Source organism: Williamsia sp., from assembly GCF_016462415.1.
GTDB lineage: Bacteria > Actinomycetota > Actinomycetes > Mycobacteriales > Mycobacteriaceae > Williamsia_A.
The window spans coordinates 1-17,136 of the sequence record NZ_JAEMTF010000092.1 but is presented as its reverse complement, the minus strand read 5'-3'; the positions used below and the strand labels follow the sequence as shown (position 1 = coordinate 17,136).

Sequence of the window (17,136 nt, the reverse complement as noted above, 5' to 3'; positions counted from 1 at the left end):
GATCCGGCATCCGCAACCGCCCAGCCGGCGTCGTCACGTGCCCAACCGGCGTCGTTACGTGCCCAACTGGCGGTTACAGGGCCTTGAGTTCCTCGATGACCGCGCCGACCGACTTCTTGGCGTCGCCGAAGAGCATCGACGTCTGATCGGCGAAGAACAACGGGTTCTCGATGCCGGCGTAGCCCGACGACATCGACCGCTTCAACACGATCACCGACCGCGACTGGTCGACGTTGAGGATCGGCATGCCGTGGATGGGTGAACTCGGATCGTTGCGCGCCGCCGGGTTGGTGACGTCGTTCGCGCCGATGACGATGGTGACGTCGGTGCGGGAGAACTCCCCGTTGATGTCGTCCATCTCCTTCATCGAGTCGTACTCGACGTCGGCTTCGGCCAGCAGGACGTTCATGTGTCCGGGCATACGTCCAGCCACCGGGTGGATCGCGTACTTCACCTCGACGCCCTTCGACTCGAGGATCGACGCCATGTCCTTGACCGCGTGCTGCGCCTGCGCGACGGCGAGGCCGTAGCCGGGGACGACGATGACCTGTCCGGCGTAGGCCATCTGGATCGCGGCGTCGGCGGCCGAGGTCGCCTTGACGGTGCCCTGATCTCCGCCCGGGCCGACTGCTCCGCCGGCGTCGCCGCCACCGAAGGAACCGAACACGATGGCGGGGATCGACCGGTTCATGGCGGTCGCCATGAGGTTGGTCAGGATGGAGCCCGAGGCACCGACGATCATGCCCGCGACGATCAGCGCGGTGTTGTCGAGCGCGATACCCGCGGCCGCGGCCGACAGACCGGTCATCGCGTTGAGCAGCGAGATGACCACCGGCATGTCCGCGCCGCCGATGGGGAACACGACGAACAGACCCATGACGCCGGCGGCGATCAGCAGTCCGACGATCCACCAGACGCTCGCTCCGCCACCGTCGGTGGCCTGCACACCCAGGAAGATCGCGATGCCCACCGACAACGCCAGCAGGACGATGTTCGCGACCTGGAACACCTTCGCGTTGCCGACGAAGAACTTCTCCAGGCCCTTGGGCAGGATCTCCTGCAGCTTGGAGAACGCGACCAGCGAACCCCAGAACGAGATCGAACCGATGATGGCGGCGATCAACGAACCGATGACCAGCGGCGACGCCGGCTCGGTGTCCCCGAACTCCGAGAAGCCGGACGTCTCGATGAACTCCGACCACGCGATCAGCGCGACGGTGCCACCGCCGACGCCGTTGAACAGCGCGACGAGCTGCGGCATGGCGGTCATCTTGGTCTTCAACGCGGGCGGGATGCCCAGTGCGACACCGATGATCAGACCCACCGCGATGAGGATCCAGTTGATGGTGGGGACACCGGTCTTCTCGCCGTCGTCGCCCGTCGAACCGTTGTTGTAGACCGAGACCAGGGTGGCGACCACGGCCACGCCCATGCCGACCGCGGCGATCCAGTTGCCACGCACCGCGGTCTTGGGTCCGGTCAGGCCGGAGAGGCCGTAGATGAACAGGGCGAAGGCGACGATGTAGAGCGCCGTCACCAGGTAGGACAGACCCTGGCTGGGTGTGTGGGCATCCGCCGCCAGCAGCATTACCGAACCGCTCACTTCGATGCCTCCTTCTTGCCCTTGAACATGCCGAGCATGCGGTCCGTGACGGCGAAGCCGCCTATGACGTTGAGCGTGCCGAAGATCAGCGCGACGAAGGCGATGATCCGGACACCCCAGTTCGCGTCCGCGGGCAGTTCACCCAGGACGATGAGCGCGCCGAGCACCACGATGCCGTGAATGGCGTTGGTGCCGGACATGAGTGGGGTGTGCAGGGTGTTGGGCACCTTGGAGATGACGGCGAAGCCCACGAACCCGGCCAGGACCAGGATCGCGATATTCGCTAGAAGACCGGTGTACATCAGGCGGTGCCTGCCTCTCGGGTCACACACGACTTGGCGAGGACCTCGTCGGAGAAGTCCGGTGCCACCGCGCCGTTCTCGTCGAGGATCAGCTCGATCAACGCGAGGAGGTTCTTGGAGTACAGCTCGCTGGCATGCTCGGGCATCCCGGCGGGGAGGTTGAGCGGCGAGCAGATCGTCACGTCGTGCTTGACGACGTTCTGTCCCGGCTCGGTCAGTTCGCAGTTGCCGCCGGTCTCACCGGCGAGGTCGACGATGACGCTGCCGGGCTTCATGCCCTCGACGGCCGCGGCCGTCACCAGGCGCGGCGCGGGTCGGCCGGGGACGAGGGCGGTCGTGATGACGACGTCGAATCCCTTGATCGCGTCCTCGAGGGCCTTCTGTTGCTGCGCGCGTTCGTCGTCGGTGAGCTCGCGGGCGTAGCCGCCCTCACCGGCGGCGTCGATGCCGAGGTCGAGCCACTGGGCGCCGACCGACTTCACCTGGTCGGCGACCTCCGGTCGCACGTCGTATCCGGTGGTGCGGGCGCCGAGGCGCTTGGCGGTGGCCAACGCCTGCAGCCCGGCGACACCGACACCGAGGATCAGCGCCGTCGCGGGCTTCACCGTGCCCGCCGCCGTGGTCAGCATCGGGAAGTAGCGCGTGGACTTCTCGGCCGCGAGCAGCACGGCCTTGTAGCCCGACACGTTGCCCTGCGAACTCAGCGCATCCATCACCTGGGCGCGGGAGATGCGCGGGATGGCCTCGACCGCGAAGGCCTGCACACCGGCCGCCTTGAGCGCACCGATCTGATTGGTCTGGTTGCGCGGGGCGAGGAACCCGATGAGGGTCTGCCCGGAGTGGAGCTTGCCCAGCTCGTCGTCGGACGGGGCGACGACCTTGGCCACGATGTCGGCCGACCAGGCGTCACCGATCGTGGCCCCGGCGTCGGAGTACAGCTGGTCCGGGATCAGCGCATTGAGACCCGCTCCGGACTCGACGATGACCTCGACACCCTTGTTCACCAACGTCGCAACGACTTTGGGTACCAGCGCGACACGCCGTTCCCCCTCTGCGCTCTCGCGCACGACACCGACGCTCATACACCCACCTGTCTCACACTGCTGACGTAGATCTACCTGGCAACGCCATCACAGGCGCTGCTCGTGGCCGCGTCCGAGGGGTCACCGACGCAGGCTGGAGAGGCAAACGGTCACGATCGGCGACCGAAGGTTGATCGAAAGATAGCATGCCGCACACACAGCTCCCGGACTACTGTCCAGACAGCAGTCCGACGATGCAGGTTGTCGGATCAGATGGGAACGGCGGCGACGACCTCGCCCGTCGGCTGCGGCGAGCCGGTGGCGGGTTCGACGGTCATGCCCACGGTGCGCGACCCGGCGAGGTCGGTCACGACGATCGCCTTCGTGGTCGCAGCCGCGTCGACGAGCCCCGCCGGACGGGGCGCGTGGTCGTTGCCGATCAGCCAGAGCTGGTACGCGCGATCCTGCGGGGGATGCGGCGCGTCATCGAGCAACACGACCGCACGGTCCATCGACCGCGAGGAGGCGACCACGACCGTCCCGGGGATCCCGGTCATCTCGGTGCGGTGCACCTCGGCGTCGGATGCGCTCATGACGTTGCGCAGCTCATCGAACGAGTCGCTCTGGGCGACGGCGGGCCGGTCGGTGGCCGGATCCGACAGCACCGAGCGGCCGACGAACACACCACCGATGACGAGGATGATCGCCGCCGCGGCCGACGTGACCGCGAGCGCGATCCGACGTCGACGACCGAGGCGCCTGGCAGCGAGTTCGTCCGTGGGCTGCGCTTCGGCGGGCGCGTGGTACTCGGAGGACTCGCCCATGGGGAGCTCGGCGGACGCCAACGACGAGATGGCTGACGCCGGATCCGCTGCAGCCGGCGTGATGTCCCCCGAGTCGATCGCATCGAGGATGCGGGCGCGGAGCCCGACCGGCGGGACAGCGGCCACCTCTGCGGCCATCCGGCCGACGGCGTCGCGGGTCTGCCGTATCCGTTCGACGGCGTCGACCCGGTCGTCTGCGGCCAAGGACAGCAGAGCGGTCTCGAAGAGTTGCGTCTCGTGGAGGTCGAGAGCGTCGATGGAGTAGAGCTCGAGCAGGTCGTCGACGGTGCCCTGAGCGGTCGGGTCAGGCCTCATCGTCCGACTCCAAGCACGTACGGAGCCGCCGTAGACCGTCGCGGATCCGAGACTTCACGGTGGGAAGCCCGGCGTTCAGCCGCTCCGCCACCTGCGGATAGCTCAATCCGCCGTAATACGAGAGCTCGATGCTCTCCCGCTGTGTGTCGGTCAGGGTGCCGAGGCATTTGATGACCTCGCGGCGATCCTCCCGCGTGACCACGGACTCGACCACCTCGTCGGACGGTGTCACCGAGTTCGAGACCGAGTACTCCGTACCCCGCCTCGACGACGCCTCCTCCGAGCGCACCCGGTCGACTGCACGCCGATGCCCGATGGTCAGCATCCACGACACCACCGAGCCCATGTCGGGTCGGTAGTTGTGCGCGTTCTGCCAGACCTGCAGATAGACCTCCTGCAGCGTCTCCTCCGCATACCCCGGATCGCGTATCACGCGCAGGATCAGACCGTAGACACGCGCACTCGTGGCGTCGTACAGAGCTGCGAACGCAGCTCGATCGCGCGCTGCCGTTCGCTCCAGCAGGTCCGCCAGTTCCGGCGTCCGTGCGAGAGATCGGTCGGTCACAGGACCGACAGTAGCGTGTCTGTTTCATCGCCTTAAGCAATCGTCAGTACCCGTTCCGGCCATCTGACGGCCATCCGGGCTGTGGGGTGTGCGATCCGTTACCTGAATCGCACCTGTCGGGGCTCGTCCGCAGGTCGTTGCGGCCGAGAGAAAACGCATGCATCAAACTGTCATCTAGGCATTCGTCGCCGTCTGCCTGTCGGATGCCGTGACGGACACGACAATTTGTCGGGACGTGACCTGGCCGTGATCACGGGGCGGCAGTTCGGCGGCGCGGGGCCGGCATCCGGCCCGTCGACCCATCCGACGGGCGGCACATTCCGAATCGCAAGGGAACCTGTCACCACGAGGAACGGATCGTTCATGCCCCACACCAGACCCCGACGGCTCGCCGGGGTGCTGGTTGCCGTGGGCGTGCTGGTCGCCGCAGCCGGGTGCTCCGACGACGGCGGTTCCGATTCGTCGAACTCCGCGGCCGGCCCGTCTGGCGTCGCGCCGACGACCACGGTGGACCCGTCCGCCGGCCTCGTCGGACCAGGATGCGGGTCGTACATGGCCGCCAACCCCCGCGGTGCGGCGTCGGTCGATGCGATGGCGCTGGACCCGGTCGCGACCGCGACGTCGAACAATCCTCTGCTCACGACACTGAGCGAGTCGTTCACCGGCCAGTTCAACCCACGGGTGAACATTGCCGACACGCTCAACAGCAGCCAGTTCACCTTGTTCGCACCGGTCGACGCGGCGTTCGCCAAACTGCCGGAGGCGACGATGAGCATCCTGAAGACCGACGACCAGCTGCTGACGAAGGTGCTGTTCTACCACGTGATCCAGGGCCAGCTGAAGCCGTCGGAGATCACCGGCACCCACAAGACCGTCGAGGGTCAGAACGTCACGGTGTCCGGCAACGGCGGCGCGCTCACGGTCGACGGCGAGACGTCGGTGATCTGTGGTGGCATCAGAACCTCCAACGCCACCGTGTACTTCACCGACACCGTCCTGATGCCGCCGACGTCATGACACGCCGTCACGACCTCACGACCACCACGGTCGGTGTTCACTCACCGACTGCGTTGTAGGACGTCCCGGGGATGCCCGGGACGTCACCCCACAGAGAAGCGGATCGGAACCATCTGCCCCATGGTTCCGGTCCGCTTCTTCGTGTGACGGATCAGGCGCGCGATCGCGCCGCGTGCCTGCCCGCGCGGCGTCCGAAGTAGGACCCCTCGCCGAGCTGCGTCCCGCTGGCGTATCCCTTGCCGTCCTGGGCGATGTTCGCCGCCCCGGCACCGGCCGCGTACAGACCGACGATCGGTGCGCCCGACTCCGAGAGGACCTCACCGTCGACGCTCGTGGCCAGTCCGCCCATCGTGAAACCGGCGTACAGCGCCTCGCCGAGGCTCATGTTGAACGCCGCCCACGGTCCCTGCGTCTGCGGCGCGAGCCATTCGGCGCTCTTGTGGAAATCAGGGTCCTCGCCCTTGGCGGCGTTCTCGTTGTAGCGGGCCATCGTCTTCTCGAGGTTTCCCGCAGGGATGCCGAGGGCGGCCTCCATCTCTGCGATGGTCTCCCACCCGTCGACGAACTTGATGAGCGGGAAGTCCGGTCGCTCCATGTGTTCCTCGTCGACGATGAGGTAGGCCACCGCACCGGGTTGGTCGAGAACGAAGCCCGACGTCCGCGAGTGATAGGAGTCCTCGGCGACGAAACGGTCGCCGTTGGCGTTGACGATCAGGCCGGTGATGAGCAGCGACGGCGGGTAGGCGGGCGCGGTCACGAACGTCTGGTCCATGTGCTTGAGCGCGGCACCGACCGATGCGCCCATACGGATACCGAGGCCGTCGTCGAACGGGTTGCCCAACACGAAGGGCTTCTCGGCGAGCGACGGGACGAACTCGTCGACCATTGTCGAGTTCATGACAAACCCGCCCGCGGCGATGACCACACTGCGCGTCCTGATCGCGCCGGTCTCCTCGAAGCGCTTCCACGCGAGCCCGACCACTGCGCCGGCGTCGTCGGTGATCAGGTTGCGTGCGCCGGTCTCGTACCGGATCTCGACCTCGAGGTCGGCCAGGCGCTTGACCAGGAGATCGATGACCATGCCCGCGCCGCCGGTGTCACCGGGGACGGGCACCTTGTGTCCGCGAGGCGCCGGGATGGCGATGTTCTTGAACGGCCACACCTTCTCGTTGCCGGTGAACATCAGCCCCTGCGTCTCCGGCTGGATCACCGCCTTGCCCGGAAAGAAGCTGCGCTCGAACTGGAAGCCCAACGCCTCGATCCAGTCGAAGTGCTCGACGCTGTCGCGGCAGTAGGCGTGGATCTTGTCCGGCTCGGGGTCACGGCTGACCGCGGTGATGTACTTCTCCATCTCCTCGGCCGAGTCCTCGTGGCCCGTCGCCTGCTGCACGGCGGTACCGCCGCCGAGATAGAAATGACCCCCGGCCATCGACGTGGTCCCGCCGGCCACGGCGGCGCGCTCCAGCACGAGCACCGTCGCTCCCGCGGCGGCGGCCTCGACGGCGGCACACGCCCCGGATATGCCGCAGCCGATCACCACGACATCGACCTCGTCGCTCCATGAATCGACTGACGACTGACTGATGACCTCGGGTATCTCGGCGCGCACCGCGAGTCCTCTCGTTCGAGCGCGGGCACGAGCTGCCCGCCCTCGCAGCGTACCGCCCGACTAGAACAGGTTCTAGTTCTCCCCGGCATTCGCGCCGCGGTGCTTCTTCTCGTCGAGATCGACCCAATCGATGTCGACGAGCGCGGCCGCACGATGCCCACGGTCGGCGCCCAGGGTTCCGACGAACACATCGGCGATGACCGCGCGGGTCCGAGAGGCGAGATCGATCAGTTCGTCGTCGTACCAACACACGACCCCGAGATGGATCGCGGTCACCTCGCCGCCATCGGAGTCGACGACGACCCGCAGGACCGGTCGGTGCATCCGGCGTCGGACCTCGATGAGCAGGAGGCGGCGCAGGACACGGTCGGTGACGATGACGCGGTCGATGTCGGTGGCCAGGGTCGCCCGTGAGTGCGACATCTTGCGCGCGGAGTCGATCACCGACCTGGTCAGGCGCTCGACATCGCTCTGCGGCGGATCGAGTTGACGGCCTGCGTCGACGAGCCACTGTTCCGAGCCCACGTCGCCCGGTTCGGGTTCCGACATCGCGCCTCCTCTCTGAGCTGGTGCGGGCGTCACGTGCCCACCGACCGTTGCCTCGCCTCGCGTGCGCCTGCCGGGCCGGCACGGGAGTGTTTGCGAGCCCCGACATCGGTCCGTCCCCGCCCACTGGCGGGAGCGTCCCGCGGGATCGGCGCCGACCTGGGTTCGGTCACGCCCGTGGGATCTCCGGTACCGCCTGGTCGCCACGGTTCCATGCGCTCGGCCAGGCGGGCGCGGGTCCGTTGTAGGTGACCGCGAACCGATCCGGGGGTGATCTGCAGGATCCGCGCGATCTCCGGATGCGACAGACCTTCCATCTCACGCAGCCACCAGGCGGCTCGCGAGTTGTAGGGAAGGTCGGCGAGTTCGCGCTCGAGTGCGTCCATCAACGACGTCTCCATCGCGTCGTCCACCGGCGTCGGCGACGACGACGGAACCGCGCTGAGGAATTCGTCGTCGGCGGCGAGTTCACTGCGCTTACGGCGGATGTCGATGATCTTGCGGTGGGCGATGGAGAAGACCCAGGTCCGAAAGCTGCTCTGGAAACCGAACCGCGGCAGACCCTTCCATGCGGCCAGCAGCGTCTCCTGGACGACGTCCTCGGCGTTCTGCCGGTCGGGCGTCATCCGATTCGCGTACCGCAGCAGCATCGGCAACGTCCGCCGGACGAGCTCGTCGAACGCGGCACGGTCACCGATCGCAGCCGCGCGCGCGAGGAGCTCGTCGGAATCCGTCGCCACATCGGACGGACCGGCCATGTCTTCGCCGAACTCCACGTGCGCGCCTCCGTTCGTACGTACTGTTTCCACAGAACCACAATGTGGCCCAGATCACGTCAGATCCCGCGTGCAGAACCCGCGCCGCGCCCGACTCACCAAGTACATCGGAAGCAAGCGACGCCATCAGTGTCGCCCACCCCGGTGGACAACGTTTCACCCCACACGGGTTCCGGCCGACACGGCCGCGAACCACGCACACACGAAGGAGTGCAGATGACCTCGGCATCGACCACCAAGGCAACCACGACCCCGTCCGCAACCGCCGGAGCGAGCACGGAGATCGCCGCCGATCACCGCGAACTCGTCGGCGCGCACGGCCGCACCACCATCGCCGACCAGGTCGTCTCGAAGATCGCCGGCATCGCCGCCCGCGAGATCGACGGCGTCTTCGCCCTCGGCGGCCAGACCGCCCGCATCGTCGGCCGCGTCCGTGAGGCCATCCCCGGTGGCGGCCCCAGCATCACCCAGGGCGTCACCGTCGAGGTCGGCGAGAAGCAGGCCGCAGTCGATCTGGGATTGGTCGCCAACTACGGCGTCGCGATCCACGAGCTCGCCGCCGCAGTGCGGTCCAACGTGATCAACGCGATCCAGGACATGACGAGCCTCGAGGTCACCGAGGTCAACATCGCCATCCACGACATCCACTTCGAGGACGACGAGACCACCGCCGAGCCCGCTGAGCCCCGCGTCCAGTGAGCTCGACCGCCGAGGTCGCCGACGCGGTGGCCACAGCCGCCACGTCGGTCCCCGGTGTGACGGGACTCAACGCCGGCCGGTTCGGTGAGGTGGCCACGTACACGCCCGGTCGACGGGTGGTCGGGGTACGCCTGCAGGACTACAGCGGCGAGGTGCACATCGAGGTGGATCTCCACCGCAATGTCACCGACACCGCCGAGGCCGTCCGCGAGGCCGTCGAGGCGGTCGCGAACCGTCCGATGACGGTCATCGTCGAGGACGTGTCGGTCGATGAGCAGCCCGGGACACCGGACTCCGTCTGATTCGGCGACAATCTGACGATGACCACCACTCCGGAGTACGCCGCCCGACGTCGTGAGGTGATCCGTAGGCATCACCCCGACGTCGGCGGCGACCCGGAGCGGCTCCGCCTCGAACTGTCCCGGCTCGACCGGGAGTTCGGGCGGGCGCCACAACCGGCGTCGACGTTCCGTGTCCCGCCGACCGCCGAGGCGACCGACGCCCGGTTGACCGTGCGACCCAGCAGACCTCTTCGACGACTGCAGCGGCGGACCGCCGCGCAGATCCGTCAGATCCGAGGACGACTCCCGCGGTCCGTCCCGGGCAGCAGACGATATTTCGACATCTGAACCATTCACGCAGCACGGCAATCGGAGGATTGACATGAACAACAACGCAACCATCGGCCTCATCGTCGGACTACTCCTGGCGATCGCAGCCACCACCGGCGGTTTCGGCGGTTTCATCCTCGCGATCGTGCTGGGCGCGGTCGGCCTGGCCATCGGCCTGCAGCGGGACGGCACCATCGATCTGTCCGGCCTGTTGAAGAGCCGTAACCGTGGCTGACGATGCCCCCGGCACCGCCACACCGATCGTGGAGAACGGCGGGCCGGGCACGCTGACCATCGCCGACCGCGTCGGTGAACAGATCAGCCGCCAGACCGCTCTGGACATCGAGGGTGTCCTGCGTCATCGCGGATCCATGGGCCTGATCACCGGCGCCGACTACCCGAAGGTCTCGATCGACATGTCGCTCGCCCACCCGCGTGTGCAGGTGTCGATCGCCGTGCGCTGGCCGACGCAGATCACCACGGTCGCGCAGGAGGTCCGGGCTCAGGTCCATCACGAGTTGGCCCGCCTCGCCGGCGTCACACCCCACCGGGTCGACGTCACGATCGCCGAGCTCGTCCCCGGCGAACAACCATCCACGAGGAGAGTGCAGTGACCACCCCGACACCATCGGACGCGCACGGCGTCCCGGTACCGGACGCGCGCAAGCTCAAGCCGCCGACGGCCACCCCCGGATCGGTCGTGGTCACGACGCTGTTCGCCCTCGTCCTGCTGGCGATCGCCGGTATCGCGATCCGCGACTTCATCATCGAGATGAAGTGGATCTCCGGAACCGAGTGGATCGCAGCCGCGTCGCGCTGGATCTCGTCGCTGTCGTGGCAGGTGTGGATGTGGCCGGCCGCGGTCGCGCTGATCATCGTCGGTCTCTGGTTCCTGATCGTCTCGATCACACCCCGACCCAAGACGCACTTCGCGGTCGCCGGTGCCGAAGACGTCGACGGATACTCGCCGAGCACCTGGACGCGACGCGTCGACGTCGCCCGCCGCAGCAGCGCGGTCGCCCGTGACGTCCGTGACGTCCTCGAGGCCAACACCGTGGTCAAGAAACGCAAGGTCAAGGTCAGCGTCCTGCTCTCGGAGGACTCACCCGAGACCCGCGCCGCCATCACCGAGCGCGTCACCGCCGCGATCGCACCGGTCGCACCCGGACGGACCGTGAAGCTCAAGACGCGCGTGAAGAAGGTCGATCAGTCGGTCACCCCGCCTGCTCCCATCGCGCGACCGGCCATGCCCGAGTCGTTCGCGGCTGGGGCCGCGGAGTCCGAGTCGGACTCGCCCACCCTCATCAAGGAGCAATCGTGAATGCCCTTCCCGCTGGACTGAACCGCGTGGTCGCATTCCTCGTGGCCGTCGCGATGATCGCCGTCGGTGCCGCTGCCATCGCATGGGAGCTGAAGGTCACGTGGGTGCGTGATCGCATCGCCGACATCGACGCGTCCTGGTTCGACCGGGCCCCCGACGCCGGCTGGTGGGTCTACGTACTCGCCGGGATCGCCGTGGGCGGCATCGTCATCGGGTTCTTCCTCCTGTCGGTCAACGCCCGCCCCCGCAAGATCGGAGACGTCGAACTACCCGGCAGCGACAACTCGGGCACCCTCGCGGTGTCGCCGGGCAAGATCGCCCACGCCGTCGCCGATGATCTCGCCCACCACCGGTTGGTGTCATCGACACGGTCGAAGGCAGTCGACGACCGGAAGCGAAAGCTGTTGGAGATCACCGTGATCGCCGATCCGACGACGTCGTTCGACGATCTGCTGCCGGTGGTCGAGAACGCCCAGCGTCAGATCCGCGGCGCGCTGCCCGGCAGCGATCTGCGTGCCCGCGTCCTGATCCACCTCGAGAAATCGAAGGCGTCTGCACAGCGGGTGAACTAGCCTCGGCTCCCATCCGGTCCGCGTCGGGCCGGATGGGAGGAGTCATCGGATGCGTTCATTGGTCTACCTCGTCGCCACGTCGATCGACGGCTTCATCGCGGACATCGACGACGGCTACGAGGCTTTTCCGTTCGAGGGCCCCGAGGCCGCCTACCTGACGGCCGAGTTCCCCGAGATGATCCCGACGCACGTGCGCACCGCACTCGGGTTCGACGAGCCGAACCGCCGGTTCGACACCGTCGTCCTCGGACGCCGGACCTATGTCGGCGGGGTCGAGCAGGGCGTGGTCAGCCCGTATCGACATCTGCATCAACTCGTCGCATCCCGGTCACTGGAGACGGCCGAGGGCTCGGGCGTCGAGGTCGTCGGCGATCCGGTGGCCACCGTCCGCGAGCTCAAAGCCCAACCGGGCGGCGACATCTGGCTAGCCGGCGGCGGGAGCCTCGCGGCCACGCTCGCCGATGAGATCGACGAGATCATCCTCAAGATCCATCCCCTCGTCTTCGGGGCCGGTATCCCGTTGTTCGGCCCACTCGGCGCGCCGCGCCGGTTGTCGGTGACCGATCGGCGGGGCTACGAGAGCGGCTTCTCGATCGTGCGCGCTACCTGGGCCTGACGCGAAAGCGACGCAGCCGCAGGCTGTTCAGCACGACGAACACCGACGAGAAGGCCATCGCCGCTCCCGCGAACATCGGGTTGAGCAGTCCCGACGACGCCAACGGAAGCGCCGCGACGTTGTAGCCGAAGGCCCAGAAAAGGTTTCCACGGATGGTCCGCAGCGTGGCCCGGGACAACCGGATCGCGTCACCGGCCAGACGTAGGTCGCCGGACATCAGCGTCAGGTCGGATGCCTCGATGGCCACGTCGGTCCCGGTGCCCATCGCCAGACCGAGGTCGGCGACGGCGAGTGCGGCGGCGTCGTTGACCCCGTCGCCGATCATCGCCACACGGGACCCCTCGGCCTGTAGCGCGCGCACGGTGTCGACCTTGTCCTGCGGCAGGACGCCCGCGATGACGCGGTCGATGCCGACAGCATCGGCAACGGCGCGCGCCGCCCCCTCGTTGTCGCCGGTCAGCAGTACCGGTGTCAACCCCAGTCGTCGCAGGTCGGAGACCGCGGCCGCCGAGGTCGGCTTGACCTCGTCGGCCACCACCACCGCCCCGCGCACCGCGCCGTCCCACCCGACGACGATCGCGGTCGCGCCCGCCGATTCGGCCTCGTCGACAGCGCGGGTGACCTCCGGAGCAGCGGTGAGTCCGCTCTCGACGGCCCATGCCGCCCGGCCGGCGAACACCACGACACCGTCGACGGTTCCGCGCACGCCCAGTCCGGCGACGTTCTCGAATTCGTCGATCTCGGGGAGCCTCCCGAGACGGTCTGTTCCGGCTCGTGCGATCGCCCGAGCGACGGGGTGTTCCGACATCGATTCGATTGCGGCCGCGCACCGGAGGACCTGATCGTCGGATTCGCCCGGGGCTGCGATCACGTCGGCGAGGGTCATCACGCCGGTGGTGATGGTGCCGGTCTTGTCCAGCACGACGGTGTCGATGCGGCTGGTGCGCTCGAGAACCTGCGGTCCCTTGATGAGGATGCCGAGCTGCGCGCCGCGACCGCTGCCCGCCATCAACGCGGTGGGTGTGGCCAGTCCTAGCGCGCACGGGCAGGCGATGATGAGCACCGCGACGGCTGCGGTGATCGCCGCGGTCAGTCCGCCGCCGGCGAGCAGCCAGGCACCGAACGTCAGGACCGCGAGTACCAGCACCACCGGCACGAAGTACGCCGAGATGGCGTCGGCAAGACGTTGGACGCCCGCCTTGCCGTTTTGGGCATCCGCGACGAGCCGGGCGATCTGCGACATCTGGGTGTCGGCACCGACCGAGGTCGCTCGGACGGTGATCGTCCCGCCACCGTTGACGGTGGCCCCGATGACCCGGTCGCCGACGGCGACGTCGACGGGTACCGATTCCCCGGTGATGACCGACTGGTCGACCACCGACGATCCCGAGACCACCACGCCGTCGGTGGCGATCTTCTCGCCCGGTCGGACCAGGAACCGGTCGTCGACCACGAGAGTGTCTGTGGCGACCTGCTTCTCGATCGGACCGTCGGGACCGTCGACGAGCAGAGTCGCCTGTTTGGCGCCCAGCTCGGCGAGCGCACGCATCGCGGCTCCCGCCTCCCGGGTCGACCGCGACTCGAGGTACCGACCGGCGATCAGGAAAGTCGTGACGCCCGCGGCGACCTCGAAGTAGATGTTGGCCGAGGCATCGCCGCGCGCCAGGGTGAGTTCGAAGCCGTGGCGCATGCCGATCATGCCCGCGGTCCCGAAGAACAGTGCGTAGAGCGACCACCCGTAGGCGGCAGTGATCCCGATGGACACCAGAGTGTCCATCGACGTCGCGAGATGTCGCGCACCGGCGATCGTCGCCCGGTGGAACGGCCACGCGCCCCACACCACGACCGGCGTCGCCAACGCGAGCGACACCCACTGCCAGTAGTCGAACTGCCACGCGGGCACCATCGCCAGCGCCACGACGGGGATGCTCAGGATCGCCGAGACGATCAACCGACGTCGCAGATCTGTCGCACCGGCGGTGTGGTCGTGGTCAGACGGGTTGTGCCCGTGCGCTTCCTGCTCGACCGCCCGATAGCCGGCCGCGGCGACCACGTCGGCGAGCTCGACCGTGCTGACGTCGTCGGGGTGATGGACCTCGACGGTCTCGGTCGCGAAGTTGACCGACGCCTCGACGCCGTCGAGCTTGTTGAGCTTGCGTTCGATCCGGGCTGCACACGAGGCGCAGGTCATGCCCTTGAGGTCGAAGACCGCCGTGCTCATGGCGTGACCAGGTCGTACCCCGCCTCGGTCACCGCGGCCGCGACGGCGGCCGGATCGATCGGGGCGGAGCTGGTGACGGTGAGAGCGCCGGAGTCGAGGTCGACCTCGACACCGCCGACGCCCGCGATCTCCGACACCTCTTCGGTGACGGAGGAGACGCAGTGTGCGCAGGTCATGCCGGCGACGGTGAAGGTCGCGGTGCTCATGAGCGGACCAGCCGGGTGACGGCGTCCATCGCCTCGCGGACCTTGACCTGACCCGCTTCGTCGCTCTCCTGCGCCGCGTTGATCACGCAGTGGTTCATGTGTTCCTCCAGTAGTCCGAGGCTGACGGCTTGCAGGGCCTTTGTCATCGCCGTGACCTGCGTGAGGATGTCGATGCAGTAGCTCTCCTCGTCGACCATCCGCTGCAGACCCCGCGCCTGCCCCTCGATGCGGCGAAGTCGCTTGAGGTAGTCGTCCTTGCGCTGGATGTATCCGTGCGTGGCGCCGTCCATGGCTGCCTCCTCCGTTGTTCATACCCCTCTCCGGTATACCACTAGATGCGCTTCTACGGTACCCCCCTACTGTATTGATTCGGTCGGTGGTGAACCACAGGGATCGGACCAAGGCGACCGAATCATTTGCACGACGGGGGTTTTGCCCGGTTCTCGTGACAGCGGTGTGAACACCGACCGCCTTTCCCTCACGACTGTTCGTATCGCTAGTTACCCATGCGCAGTAACTGCTAGGTTCCTCGAAACACAGAAGGTGAGGCCGGCATGACAATCAAGCGTCTGGTTCCGTTCGCGGTGGGTGTGGCGACGGTGATGGCAGTGGGCTCCGGGGTGGCGTGGGCCGCACCGGCATCGAATGCGCCGGTGGCCCCGGTCGATTCGGGTCGCGCGCAGGTGAGTCCCCGCGTCGCCCGGTCGGCGAAGGTGGGCACAGCGCCCGCTGCACAGCGTCGGACGGTGACCGTGGCGCTGGCGTCGCGCGACCCGCAGGGTCTGTCCGATTTCGATGCGGCAGTGAGTGATCCGGGGTCGCCGCAGTTCCGCCGGTTCCTCACCCCGGCAGAGTTCGCGTCACGCTTCGGTCCGTCACCGAGCGAGGTGACCACGGCCACCGACTATCTGCGGTCGCACGGCCTGCAGGTCAGCGCGCTCACCCCGGGTCAGCAGACCATCTCGGCGACGGGCACCGTCGATCAACTCGGCGCCACGTTCGGAACCGGGCTCTCCCAGTACCGGGATCCGAAGAACGGAGCGGAGTTCATCGGCGCGGACAGCTCTGCGAAGGCATCCCCCGCCGCCGCATCGGTCATCACCGACGTCTCCGGTCTCACCGATGCACCCCTCCCGGTGAATCCCCCGCCGACGGCACAGGTACCGCAGAAGCCGAAGCTCGCGCCCAATGCGGTGACGGACAAGGGCAGCGGACCCAAGGGCGGCTTCACCGCTGCCGAGCTGAGCACCGCCTACGCCGCCTCCACGATCGGCGGCAACGGGGGCAGCGGACAGACCATCGCGTTGGTCGAGTTCTCCGGGTACAAACCCGCGAACTACAAGGCCTTCGACAGCCAGTACGGCATCACCGCGCCCGCCGTGCAGACGATCAACGTCGACGGCGGGCCGGCCGGCGACCTGTCCGGGCAGGGTGAGGTCGACCTCGACATCGAGGTCCTGCATTCGATCGCCCCCAAGGCCACGATCCTGAACTACCAGGCCCCGAACATCGGCAACGCCGACGTGGACCTCTACTCGAAGATCGTCTCCGACAACCGCGCCTCGATCGTGTCGATCAGCTGGGGTGAGTCCGAGCTGGCCGAGGGCACGTCCGGGATTCGGGCGTTGTCGAACATCATCGCCCAGGGCGTGGCGCAGGGTCAGACCTTCGTCGACGCCGCCGGCGACCACGGGTCGTCGGACCAGTGGAATTCGTCGTCGCGGGACACGACCATCACCGTCGACTACCCCGCCTCGGATCCCAACGTGACCGGCGTCGGCGGAAGCCGACTGTTCATCAACTCCACCACCGGGGCGTGGGCCAACGAGAAGGTGTGGAACGACTACGCCGCGGGTATCGACTCCTCGTTCCGGGGCGCGAGCGGGGGTGGCGTGTCCACCTACTTCGCCAAGCCGTCCTGGCAGACCGGTGCCGGTGTCGACACCAGCGCCAAGCGTCAGGTCCCCGACATCGCAGGGGTGGCCGCCGAATACCAGTTCAGCACCTACACCGAGCTGTCGGATGCGAGCGGCAACGACATCGGCGGCGGGTGGACCGCCTCGGCAGGCACCAGTGGTGCGGCCCCACTCAACGCCGCCCTGCTGGCGCTGTCCTCGGCCAAGGCCGGAGGCAAACGCTTCGGCAACATCAACCCGACGCTCTACCGCGTCGCGTCGTCGACCCCGAGCGCGTTCCACGACATCACAACCGGAACCAACTCCATCACCGGCAACACCAACGTGTATCCAACGACCGCGAGCTACGACAAGACGACCGGGCTCGGCACGCCGAACAACCCCGCGTACGCGAC

At 67.7% G+C, this 17,136-nt stretch carries 21 protein-coding genes; 10 read left to right on the top strand and 11 right to left on the bottom strand.

The genetic code is table 11. From position 1 onward, the window contains the following. Nucleotides 1–73 precede the first annotated feature (73 nt). From JHC79_RS18320 to sigK, 5 genes are all read right to left on the bottom strand, one after another. Nucleotides 74–1,588, bottom strand: coding sequence for an NAD(P)(+) transhydrogenase (Re/Si-specific) subunit beta (locus JHC79_RS18320; protein WP_296393485.1), 1,515 nt, complete (start codon nt 1,586–1,588; stop codon nt 74–76). A gap of 11 nt (nt 1,589–1,599) precedes the next feature. Then, on the bottom strand, nt 1,600–1,905 hold the full coding sequence (locus JHC79_RS18315) for an NAD(P) transhydrogenase subunit alpha (RefSeq protein ID WP_296393483.1): 306 nt from the start codon (nt 1,903–1,905) through the stop codon (nt 1,600–1,602). Further along, entirely contained in the window at nt 1,905–2,987 is a 1,083-nt protein-coding gene (locus tag JHC79_RS18310; protein WP_296393482.1) for a Re/Si-specific NAD(P)(+) transhydrogenase subunit alpha, read from the bottom strand. Before JHC79_RS18310 ends, JHC79_RS18315 begins: the two co-directional genes overlap by 1 nt. Before the next feature lie 209 nt (nt 2,988–3,196). After that, the gene (locus JHC79_RS18305; RefSeq protein ID WP_296393479.1) at nt 3,197–4,066 is read right to left on the bottom strand and encodes an anti-sigma factor; all 870 of its coding nucleotides are present in this window, start codon (nt 4,064–4,066) and stop codon (nt 3,197–3,199) included. Continuing rightward, nucleotides 4,056–4,631, bottom strand: a complete 576-nt coding sequence (gene sigK, locus JHC79_RS18300; RefSeq protein ID WP_296393477.1) for an ECF RNA polymerase sigma factor SigK — start codon at nt 4,629–4,631, stop codon at nt 4,056–4,058. Before sigK ends, JHC79_RS18305 begins: the two co-directional genes overlap by 11 nt. Nucleotides 4,632–4,994: 363 nt before the next feature. On the opposite strand from sigK, the gene JHC79_RS18295 reads away from it, so the two are divergent. Continuing rightward, entirely contained in the window at nt 4,995–5,648 is a 654-nt protein-coding gene (locus JHC79_RS18295) for a fasciclin domain-containing protein (RefSeq protein WP_296393475.1), read from the top strand. Between the two features lie 151 nt (nt 5,649–5,799). On the opposite strand, the gene JHC79_RS18290 is transcribed toward JHC79_RS18295, so the two are convergent. The 3 genes from JHC79_RS18290 to JHC79_RS18280 all read right to left on the bottom strand — a co-directional run bounded on the left by JHC79_RS18290 (nt 5,800) and on the right by JHC79_RS18280 (nt 8,579). Continuing rightward, nucleotides 5,800–7,257 (bottom strand): FAD-binding protein, encoded by a 1,458-nt coding sequence (locus JHC79_RS18290; protein ID WP_296393473.1) that lies wholly within the window; start codon nt 7,255–7,257, stop codon nt 5,800–5,802. Nucleotides 7,258–7,329: 72 nt separating this feature from the next. After that, complete coding sequence (locus tag JHC79_RS18285; protein WP_296393471.1) at nt 7,330–7,806, bottom strand: hypothetical protein; 477 nt, start codon at nt 7,804–7,806, stop codon at nt 7,330–7,332. A 29-nt stretch (nt 7,807–7,835) separates the two neighbouring features. After that, on the bottom strand, nt 7,836–8,579 hold the full coding sequence (locus tag JHC79_RS18280) for a sigma-70 family RNA polymerase sigma factor (protein WP_296393469.1): 744 nt from the start codon (nt 8,577–8,579) through the stop codon (nt 7,836–7,838). 210 nt (nt 8,580–8,789) lie between these two features. On the opposite strand from JHC79_RS18280, the gene JHC79_RS18275 reads away from it, so the two are divergent. From JHC79_RS18275 to JHC79_RS18240, 8 genes are read left to right on the top strand one after another with little or no spacing between them, the layout of a single operon-like run. Next, nucleotides 8,790–9,278, top strand: coding sequence for an Asp23/Gls24 family envelope stress response protein (locus JHC79_RS18275; protein WP_296393467.1), 489 nt, complete (start codon nt 8,790–8,792; stop codon nt 9,276–9,278). Further along, on the top strand, nt 9,275–9,580 hold the full coding sequence (locus JHC79_RS18270) for a hypothetical protein (RefSeq protein ID WP_296393465.1): 306 nt from the start codon (nt 9,275–9,277) through the stop codon (nt 9,578–9,580). Before JHC79_RS18275 ends, JHC79_RS18270 begins: the two co-directional genes overlap by 4 nt. An 18-nt stretch (nt 9,581–9,598) precedes the next feature. After that, nucleotides 9,599–9,907 carry a hypothetical protein gene (locus JHC79_RS18265; protein WP_296393463.1) on the top strand — a complete coding sequence of 103 codons (309 nt, stop codon included), beginning with the start codon at nt 9,599–9,601 and terminating at the stop codon, nt 9,905–9,907. Between the two features lie 34 nt (nt 9,908–9,941). Continuing rightward, nucleotides 9,942–10,124: a DUF2273 domain-containing protein gene (locus JHC79_RS18260; protein WP_253660907.1), complete on the top strand. Its 183-nt coding sequence runs from the start codon at nt 9,942–9,944 to the stop codon at nt 10,122–10,124. After that, nucleotides 10,117–10,503 carry an Asp23/Gls24 family envelope stress response protein gene (locus JHC79_RS18255; RefSeq protein ID WP_296393460.1) on the top strand — a complete coding sequence of 129 codons (387 nt, stop codon included), beginning with the start codon at nt 10,117–10,119 and terminating at the stop codon, nt 10,501–10,503. The genes JHC79_RS18260 and JHC79_RS18255 overlap by 8 nt, the downstream gene beginning before the upstream one ends. After that, nucleotides 10,500–11,210 (top strand): DUF6286 domain-containing protein, encoded by a 711-nt coding sequence (locus JHC79_RS18250; protein ID WP_296393457.1) that lies wholly within the window; start codon nt 10,500–10,502, stop codon nt 11,208–11,210. The genes JHC79_RS18255 and JHC79_RS18250 overlap by 4 nt, the downstream gene beginning before the upstream one ends. After that, nucleotides 11,207–11,782, top strand: coding sequence for a hypothetical protein (locus JHC79_RS18245; protein ID WP_296393455.1), 576 nt, complete (start codon nt 11,207–11,209; stop codon nt 11,780–11,782). Before JHC79_RS18250 ends, JHC79_RS18245 begins: the two co-directional genes overlap by 4 nt. A gap of 49 nt (nt 11,783–11,831) precedes the next feature. Further along, nucleotides 11,832–12,398: a dihydrofolate reductase family protein gene (locus JHC79_RS18240; RefSeq protein ID WP_296393454.1), complete on the top strand. Its 567-nt coding sequence runs from the start codon at nt 11,832–11,834 to the stop codon at nt 12,396–12,398. On the opposite strand, the gene JHC79_RS18235 is transcribed toward JHC79_RS18240, so the two are convergent. From JHC79_RS18235 to JHC79_RS18225, 3 genes are read right to left on the bottom strand one after another with little or no spacing between them, the layout of a single operon-like run. Then, complete coding sequence (locus JHC79_RS18235; RefSeq protein ID WP_296393452.1) at nt 12,385–14,619, bottom strand: heavy metal translocating P-type ATPase; 2,235 nt, start codon at nt 14,617–14,619, stop codon at nt 12,385–12,387. The two genes, JHC79_RS18240 and JHC79_RS18235, sit on opposite strands and share 14 nt — an antisense overlap. Beyond that, complete coding sequence (locus tag JHC79_RS18230; RefSeq protein WP_296393450.1) at nt 14,616–14,825, bottom strand: cation transporter; 210 nt, start codon at nt 14,823–14,825, stop codon at nt 14,616–14,618. Before JHC79_RS18230 ends, JHC79_RS18235 begins: the two co-directional genes overlap by 4 nt. Beyond that, nucleotides 14,822–15,115 (bottom strand): metal-sensitive transcriptional regulator, encoded by a 294-nt coding sequence (locus tag JHC79_RS18225; protein ID WP_253660912.1) that lies wholly within the window; start codon nt 15,113–15,115, stop codon nt 14,822–14,824. Before JHC79_RS18225 ends, JHC79_RS18230 begins: the two co-directional genes overlap by 4 nt. Before the next feature lie 264 nt (nt 15,116–15,379). Here JHC79_RS18225 and JHC79_RS18220 point away from each other — a divergent pair. Beyond that, on the top strand, nt 15,380–17,136 hold a 1,757-nt coding region (locus tag JHC79_RS18220), incomplete at its 3' end, for a S53 family peptidase (RefSeq protein WP_296393445.1).

Bases quoted from the DNA above. Each gene is read 5' to 3' on its own strand.
- JHC79_RS18265 (WP_296393463.1), top strand. From the start codon at position 9,599: ATGACCACCACTCCGGAGTACGCCGCCCGACGTCGTGAGGTGATCCGT.
- JHC79_RS18225 (WP_253660912.1), bottom strand. From the start codon at position 15,115: ATGGACGGCGCCACGCACGGATACATCCAGCGCAAGGACGACTACCTC.
- JHC79_RS18260 (WP_253660907.1), top strand. From the start codon at position 9,942: ATGAACAACAACGCAACCATCGGCCTCATCGTCGGACTACTCCTGGCG.
- JHC79_RS18315 (WP_296393483.1), bottom strand. From the start codon at position 1,905: ATGTACACCGGTCTTCTAGCGAATATCGCGATCCTGGTCCTGGCCGGG.
- JHC79_RS18305 (WP_296393479.1), bottom strand. From the start codon at position 4,066: ATGAGGCCTGACCCGACCGCTCAGGGCACCGTCGACGACCTGCTCGAG.
- JHC79_RS18240 (WP_296393454.1), top strand. From the start codon at position 11,832: ATGCGTTCATTGGTCTACCTCGTCGCCACGTCGATCGACGGCTTCATC.
- JHC79_RS18320 (WP_296393485.1), bottom strand. From the start codon at position 1,588: ATGCTGCTGGCGGCGGATGCCCACACACCCAGCCAGGGTCTGTCCTAC.
- JHC79_RS18235 (WP_296393452.1), bottom strand. From the start codon at position 14,619: ATGAGCACGGCGGTCTTCGACCTCAAGGGCATGACCTGCGCCTCGTGT.
- JHC79_RS18285 (WP_296393471.1), bottom strand. From the start codon at position 7,806: ATGTCGGAACCCGAACCGGGCGACGTGGGCTCGGAACAGTGGCTCGTC.
- JHC79_RS18230 (WP_296393450.1), bottom strand. From the start codon at position 14,825: ATGAGCACCGCGACCTTCACCGTCGCCGGCATGACCTGCGCACACTGC.
- JHC79_RS18310 (WP_296393482.1), bottom strand. From the start codon at position 2,987: ATGAGCGTCGGTGTCGTGCGCGAGAGCGCAGAGGGGGAACGGCGTGTC.
- JHC79_RS18295 (WP_296393475.1), top strand. From the start codon at position 4,995: ATGCCCCACACCAGACCCCGACGGCTCGCCGGGGTGCTGGTTGCCGTG.